The sequence below is a fragment of the Wolbachia endosymbiont of Pentalonia nigronervosa genome (genome assembly GCF_014534705.1).
Classification (GTDB): domain Bacteria; phylum Pseudomonadota; class Alphaproteobacteria; order Rickettsiales; family Anaplasmataceae; genus Wolbachia.
In genome coordinates this window covers 1-8,171 of sequence record NZ_JACVWV010000057.1, presented here as the reverse complement: position 1 = coordinate 8,171, position 8,171 = coordinate 1, and the positions used below count along the sequence as shown (strand labels likewise).

The window sequence follows — 8,171 nt, the reverse complement described above, 5'->3', positions numbered from 1 at the left end:
ATTATATATCTTATTGCATTAATAATCGCTCTAATATCGTGTTTTCTTGGCCTTCCTATTGCCCCTTGTGCAACGTATGGCTCTAGTATTTCCCATTCTTTGTCACTTATGTCACTTGGATACATTTTTTTACCTCTTAATTCTACATTTGCTTTAGTATATTTATCTTTTCATTTCTTTTCAAGACATCTTCTGAGACATACTGTAATTGCTGTTGAGTAATGGAGAGACATACTCCATTATTTTAGCACGAAGTAACGAATTCAATAGAATAAGTTCTTCAAAAAACTTTTACAGTAGGAGTAGTCTTATGAAATGTTATAGCGGATTAGATGTCTTACTCAAAGAAACTTTTGTTAGGCTCTGTGAACAAAATTTTAAGCAAGCCACATAAGGGCCCCAACGAAGTTTAAAAAGCCTAAATAAACCTCAGCAGTCTTATCAAATCTTGAAAAAATCCGCCTAAAATGCTTTATTTTACCAAAAAAACACTCCCGCTCTTTATAAATATGCTCATCGTGGTATCTCTGCACTTTTCGATTTCTTTTTGGCGGAATTACAACCTCACACCCTTTATTCTTAAGACTTGCAATAAAAGCAATAGCCCTTATCCGCCACTAAAATAGAGTTTGAAACATTCTCAGTCAACGCTTCAGCCTGTGTAATATCGTTTCTTTGACCAGCAGTTAAAGTAAATTTAAGCGGATTTCCCAGAGCATCAACAAGTGCGTGATTTTGGTTGTAAAGCCACCTTTGCTGCGTCCCAGTGCTTCTTGAGCTCCGGTATCCTTCTTGTATCCAGCCGCACAATGTGCTCTGACAATTGTTCCATCTATCATTTGCACTTCCAAATCTGGATCTTGTGTATATTTGAGCAATCTTTCCCAAATTCCCTTTTCACACCACTTTTTGAATCTCTTATGTACGCTTCTGTAATTGCCATATATTTCTGGTAAAAGTCGCCATTGGCAACCACTTCGAGCCATGTACCACACTGATTCCATGAACCTTCTTAGCCGATCTTCGTTTTTACTGTGTATTCCTTTTACGCTTTTCAAATTTGCAAAAATTTGTTTCCATTTTGTTTCTTGTATGCATTTGGTAGTTTCTCCTTATTTATTCACGGTTAAACTACCATTTTTTTCTTATTTCTCCAAATTTTGGTTCACAGAGCCTAATGCTCTGGCTTGAAAGAGGTCTGAACGTTGAATTATATTAATTTTTCCATGCCATATTGAAAATCAGAAGCAATACCATATACTTTCTCTGGTGGAGCAGTTTTGTTCTCTATGCCGAAAGTTATACCTTCCATTATCACCATTAGTACTTCTTGTAGGTTACAATCCGCACCAGGAACACGGTGCTCTAAGCGGCATTTTTTGAAGTTACCAGCGAAATTGGGAATTCTTATCGCAGCGGTTCTATTATTCATGCCCCAGCTAACTGTGGTCGGTGTATTGATATCTGGATATCGAAACCTTAAGTATGAATCATCGTTTGGAGCAAAATATGGCATATGTTTTTTCATCATTGCACATAATCCACCAATGCTATAAAGCAGGTGGTCACTATCATAAGCATAAAATAAATTATTATTATCTAAATCTACTAAATTCACATGTACATTTAAAGCACTGCCTGCTCTATCTAAGTAAGGTTTTGCTTTAAAAGAAACACTACCACCAAGTTTATGTGCTGTGTCTGCAAGTATTTCTTTGACAGATTCAAAATGCTCGATTAGATCGTTGGAGTTGGTATAACAACAACTTTTTACTTCATATTGATGTTGAGAACTTTCTTTTTCACAGGAAAATCCAAACAAACCTATTTTGTCGGCAATACCATTAAGAAATAAATCTGCTTCTATTCCCTCGATATAAAATTCTAGTTCAATGCCAAATACAGGAAACATATTTTTCTTAAGTATAGTGCTGAGAATATTGCAACCTTTTTATGCATTCCTCTTTACCAAGGATTACCATTATATCGATGATTCCTGGCGCATCCATCACTCCAGTTATGGGAGCACGCAGTGAATGATAAATATCACTCATTTTCATATCGTGCAATGTTGCAAATTTTTTGATCTGAGTGGATAGAGAACTTTTGTGCCAATCTTCATTGTTAATATGCGAGAGAAATGAAGTAAGCAGGTCGATCGTGCTTAAATTAGCAACAAGAATTTTGTGAGCTTCTTCGTTCAAAGAAAGAGGTAAATCCTCTGTATAAAATTTAGCTGAATCTAATAACTCAATTAGATTATTTGATCTCTTTTTCAATTCTGTTAGCCCTTGCAGCAAGTAGTTTCTTTTTTTATCAGTAAGGTTAAGTTTTGGGGTAAGTATACTTAAAATATCTTCATTACTTGTATTATTAATATAATAATTGTTTAAATGTTCCAATTTTTTGAAGTCTAACTGTGCAGGCGAGCGGCCAATGCTATCTAAATTAAACCATTCTACCGCCTGTTCATCACCGATGATTTCATCATTACCATGACTCCAACCAAGTCTGAGCAAATAGTTGCGCATTGCTTCAGGTAATATTCCCATTTTTTCGTAATCACATACACTCGTTGCACCATGTCTTTTGGATAATTTATTTCCATCTTCCCCATGAATAAGTGGCACGTGTGCAAAGTTGGGAACATTGAAGTCGAGAGCTTGGTATATCAATAATTGTTTGAAAGTATTAGTTAGATGATCAGAACCTCGTATTATATGAGTAACTCCAGCATCATGATCATCAACCACCACAGCAAAAATATATGTCGGGGTGTTATCAGAGCGTAAAATTATCATGTCATCAAGCTGAGCACTGTTAACTTTAACTTGTCCGTATACTTTATCGTCAACAACAATAGACCTTTCTTGAAACTCAATTTTTGATGATGTCGAATTCTCCTCTACTTTAAAACGCACAACTGGTTTGATGCTCTTATCAATATTTGCAGTACATTTATGCTTATATATTTTCCCTTCTTCTCTTGCTCGCATTTTTTCCTCTGTAACCTCATCTATCAGGCAGTAACAATAGTATGCCTTATCCATTTCAACTAAACGATTTGCTACTTCTATATGCCGCTCTCTTCTTTCTGACTGATATACTATTTCTCCATCATGATCTATCCCAAGCCATTTAAGACCGTTTATTATTACATCAATGGCTTCTTTTGTTGAGCGTTTCTGGTCAGTGTCTTCAATGCGCAGTAAAAATTTACCTCCATGGTGTTTTGCATACAGCCAACTAAATAAAGCAGTACGAGCACCTCCTATATGCAAAAATCCAGTTGGTGATGGGGCAAATCTAGTAATTACATTTAACATACGTTAATTATACAGCATAAAATTTCATTATACAAAATAATGAAAAAATGGTATAATTTTGCTACAATATGAGCATAAAAATATGGAAGTTTCTTGATCTCAAGTGCGTTCAAGCGAATTTTCGGCAGTGAGAAAAACAAGGCTATTCTCATCCACTTTCTCAATGACATCCTTGGTTTTGCAGGTGAAACATTAACTTCAAATCTGCTGACTTAATAGCTGAATCTACTGGTCTGTCAGTGAATGAAATTAAGGAACTAATAATAGGAGTGTTAAATCGTGCCAAATTAAGGATAAGTGTATCAACGACCATCGATACACTATCACATACTAAAAGTTAGCTACTCTTTCCCCTATCCGCACCTGAATTATGCCTTTTCCTACTGTATCTACTTGAGAATTAGGTTTTAATATTTGATTTATTATCTCTTTCAATACATGCAGTTCTAGTTTAGGAGCATGCCTTTCTTTTACATCTCCAAAATCTACCAAGTCAACCAGATACTTTATCTCTCCTCCAATTTTTACTACAATGTCGTTTGTGCGTTTCTCAAAGAAATTTTCTATTTCCTTAAGTGTCATTTTTTGAAAATCACGCTTATAATGTTGTGATAAAATATTAATCAATGGTTTGTGATTATGTAAAAATGTCATCTTTTCTACAAATTCTAGATTATATGAACTTAATTTTGAGCCAGAATTTCTCAGTTTTGTTATGTGTTCGATTATGTGTTCATACACATCTATTTTATTTTGTATAATAGCCTTGCATAAAGGATTCATTCCATTCTCATTTTCCATATTAATATCTGCACCTGCTGCTAATAGAGCCTTGACTATATCTAGATGACCGCCTGCTGCAGCCCTATGTAGAGCTGTTTCTCTATTGCCACCTGCAGCATTAACATTTATACCTTCTTTTGTTAACAGAGCCTTTACTATCTTTAGACGACCGCCTGCTGCAGCCCAAAATAAAGCAGTTTCTCCATTGTTATCTGCAGTATTAGCCTCTATACCTTCGGTATTTAATAGGCAATCTACTACATCTCTATGACCATGAACAGCAGCCCAAAATAAAGGAGTTCTTCCATTTGCATCTTGAACATTAACATTTATACCTTCTTTTGTTAACAGAGCCTCTACTACCTCTAGATTACCACATTCAGCAGCCGCAGATAAAGCAGTTTCTCCATTGTTATTTGTAATATTAAACTCTATACCTTCGGTATTTAATAGCTGATTTACTACCTCTTTATAATTATTAATAGCAGCCCAAAACAAAATAGTGTCTCCATTGTTATCTGCAGCATTAATATTTGCCACTTTTCCTATTAGAAACTCTACTGTCTTCTCATTATCCTTAATAGCAGCCAAATGTAAAGAAGTTTCTCCTCTATTATTTGCAGTATTAACATCTGCACCTTTCTCTATTAGAAGCTTTACTATATTTATATGACCGTTTCTAGCAGCCAAATGTAAAATAGTGTTTCCATTTTTATCTTTAGCATGAACATCTGCACCGTTTTCTATTAGAAATAGTATTATTTCTGTATAACCCTCTTTCACGGCATAATGTAAAGGAACTTTTCTATTTTCATCTTCAACATTAACACTCGTACCTTTTTTTACTAAATAGTCCACATCCTCTATTCGACCCTCTTCAGCAGCCCAATGTAAATCAGTTTTTTCATAGTTATCTATAGTAGGCATAATTTCTTTCTAAATTAATATATATTATTAAATATATAATATTTTTATTAAAAAGTCAAATTTTCTGCTTTGAGTTGTATTTTTCTAGATTTACAATAGAAACAATTGAGGCTGTATTTTAAAAGGTATTAATTTAAAAGAGCCCTGTTCTCCTCATAAAAGATGAATTAAGAAGAGGCAGCAGTGGAATCCGGATCCTCAACTTTTGCGACTGATACCACATGTTCACCGTTTTCTGTTTTAAATAAAGTTACTCCTTGAGTGCTGCGTCCGGCAATTCTTATGCCATCAACTGCAATACGAATTAGCTTTCCTTTATCCGTAATAAGCATAATATTATCACTTTGCTTAACTGGGAAGCTGGCAACAACATTGCCGTTTCTGTTAGTAGTAAGGATATTGGTGATACCAACTCCACCTCTACCAGTAGTCCTATACTCATATGCGGAAGTTCTTTTACCAAAACCATTTTCAGTAATGGTCAATATAAACTCTTCATTTAGTGCCAGTTTTAAGAATAATTCGCTATCTATTCCTAAATTACTTAAGGTTTTCTCTAGCTTGGGATCTATAGAATTACTCATTGCAGCTTCTACCCTCTTATCAAGTGATACTTTAAGGTAGAGGTCTTTTACCTCTGTGGTTACCTCTATGCCATTTAGGATGGTCATTGAAATTACACTATCAATTTTGGCAAGCTTAATACCCCTGACACCATCTGAATTTCTACTCTTAAATTGACGTACTTCATTTGCAACAAATCTGATACTCTTACCACATTTTGTTGAAAGTAATATGTGATCATTTTCAGTACAAACTTCAACTGATATTAATTTATCCCCTTCATCTAGCTTAATTGCTATTTTTCCATTGCTTGGAATATAGTGGAAATCTGCTAGAGAATTACGTCTTATGCTGCCATAATCAGTAGCAAACACTATATTTAACTCTTCGCTATGCTCGCTTGGCAATGGCATGATATTAGTGATAGTTTCACCTTCAATCAGAGGAAATATGTTAACAAGCGCCCTGCCACGTGCAGTTGGCTCTGCAAGAGGTAGCTTATAAACTTTTAACCTATAAACTCGACCGATATTAGAGAAAAACAACACACTAGTATGAGTGTTACCGACAAATAACTTAGTAATTACATCCTCTTCTTTTAACCCCTGACCTAACTTTCCTTTTCCACCACGACGTTGAGTTCTATAGTGAGAAAGTTTTACACGCTTGATATAGCCATTCATAGTTACAGTGACTACCATATCCTCTTGCGGAATGAGATCTTCAGCTTCAATGTCTGTATCCGATTCCTCTATTGCAGTTCTACGTGGTACAGCGAACCTATTTCTTATTTCTTGTAAATTTATCGTGATTTGCTTCATCAACTTTTCTTCTGAGCCAAGGAAATCTATATACTCCTTTATTAAATCGACCATTGAATTTAATTCAGCTTCTAACTTATCTTTTTCAAGACCAGTTAAACGCTGTAGTTTCATATCGAGAACAGCTTTTGCTTGCAGCTCAGTGAGTTTATACATTCCATCTTGTAAAAAACTGGTACTGTCTGAAATTAATTCAATTATTGTCTGTATTTCAGATGAAGTGCTCCATTCTTTATGCAAAAGCTCTTTGCATGCCTCCGCAGGATCTTTTGCACTGCGGATAATTTTTATTACTTCATCTATACTTAACACCGCAATATAAAGCCCTATATGTATGTGAGCTTTTTCTCGTGTTTTTCTTAATCTAAATTCTGTTCTTCTAACTAGTACTTCTTTTCTAAAATCAATGAAAGCAGCTATGATTTCCTTCAATGACATCAAAGCTGGTCTGTTGTTATTTAGTACTAGTGTATTAACACTAAAACTACTTCTCAATGGAGTTAGTCCAAGTATTTGATTAAGTATAAAATCTGCTGCTGCATTCTTTCTTAATTCAATTACTACTCTGATGCCAGACTTATCAGACTCATCCCTAATTTCTACTATGCCATCAATTCTCTTTTCCTTAACGAGCTCACCTATTTTTTCTATTAATCTGACTTTATTTACTTGATAGGGTATTTCATCAATAATTATTGCCTGCTTATCTTGAGGTAAGTCTTCTATGTGAGTTTTACCCTGTACAACAATTGAACCTCGACCAGTCGAAAATGCTGATCTTATTCCCGATCTACCAAGAATCACTCCGCCGGTAGGAAAATCTGGTCCTGGTATTACTTCTAATAACTCATCTAAAGTAACTTCCGGATTATCTATATATAAAATACAAGCATCGATAATTTCACCAAGATTGTGAGAAGGAATATTGGTTGCCATACCAACTGCAACACCACTTGCACCATTGACCAATAAATTTGGAAACTCTGCCGGCAATACAACTGGCTCGGATTCATGACCATCATAATTTGGTCTAAAGTCAACGGTATCCTCATCAATATCATTCAGCAAAAAGTGTGATACTCTATGCAATCTTGCTTCCGTGTATCGCATGGAAGCTGGAGGATCGCCATCTATTGACCCAAAGTTACCTTGCCCGTCAATTAGTGGTACAAGAAGAGAAAATTCCTGAGCCATTCTCACTAAAGAGTCATAGATTGCTGCATCACCATGTGGGTGATATTTACCCATAACGTCACCAACAATTCTGGCTGCTTTTTTGTATGGCTTACCAGCATCGTAACCAGCCCTAGACATTGCATATAATATACGCCTATGAACTGGCTTAAAGCCATCACGCACATCCGGTATGGCACGACTTATAATTACGCTCATTGCGTAAGAAAGATAAGAATCTTCTAATTCTTTTACTATTGAGACTGGTACTACGTTGTTTGACACTTTGATAACGACTTATTTAAACAAGTCTAACACTGAATTGAACAACTGGCAACAATAGACTTTTGTTCGCAACTCTTGCAATCTTATTCAAACTCTTAGAAGATGTCTTGAAAAGAAATGAAAAGATAAATATACTAAAGCAAATGTAGAATTAAGAGGTAAAAAAATGTATCCAAGTGACATAAGTGACAAAGAATGGGAAATACTAGAGCCATACGTTGCACAAGGGGCAATAGGAAGGCCAAGAAAACACGATATTAGAGCGATTATTAATGCAATAAGATATATAATG

Annotated in this window: 4 protein-coding genes and 2 pseudogenes; 1 reads left to right on the top strand and 5 read right to left on the bottom strand. The window is 35.2% G+C overall.

Annotated elements, in window-relative coordinates; genetic code table 11:
• Window positions 1–377: 377 nt before the first annotated feature.
• The 3 genes and pseudogenes from IC220_RS05480 to gltX form a co-directional block, all read right to left on the bottom strand.
• Window positions 378–1,094 (bottom strand): annotated as a pseudogene (locus IC220_RS05480) (IS5 family transposase).
• A 116-nt stretch (window positions 1,095–1,210) separates the two neighbouring features.
• Window positions 1,211–1,912, bottom strand: a complete 702-nt coding sequence (locus IC220_RS05475) for a type I glutamate--ammonia ligase (protein ID WP_188153510.1) — start codon at window positions 1,910–1,912, stop codon at window positions 1,211–1,213.
• Window positions 1,913–1,919: 7 nt separating this feature from the next.
• On the bottom strand, window positions 1,920–3,326 hold the full coding sequence (gene gltX, locus IC220_RS05470) for a glutamate--tRNA ligase (protein WP_188153509.1): 1,407 nt from the start codon (window positions 3,324–3,326) through the stop codon (window positions 1,920–1,922).
• 93 nt (window positions 3,327–3,419) lie between these two features.
• Between gltX and IC220_RS05465 the strand changes: the two are divergent.
• Window positions 3,420–3,512, top strand: a pseudogene (locus IC220_RS05465) (PD-(D/E)XK nuclease family transposase); the annotation flags it as partial.
• A 144-nt stretch (window positions 3,513–3,656) separates the two neighbouring features.
• On the opposite strand, the gene IC220_RS05460 reads toward IC220_RS05465, so the two are convergent.
• Complete coding sequence (locus tag IC220_RS05460; protein WP_188153508.1) at window positions 3,657–5,036, bottom strand: ankyrin repeat domain-containing protein; 1,380 nt, start codon at window positions 5,034–5,036, stop codon at window positions 3,657–3,659.
• A gap of 167 nt (window positions 5,037–5,203) precedes the next feature.
• Window positions 5,204–7,879 (bottom strand): DNA gyrase subunit A, encoded by a 2,676-nt coding sequence (gyrA, locus tag IC220_RS05455; RefSeq protein ID WP_188153507.1) that lies wholly within the window; start codon window positions 7,877–7,879, stop codon window positions 5,204–5,206.
• Window positions 7,880–8,171 lie beyond the last annotated feature (292 nt).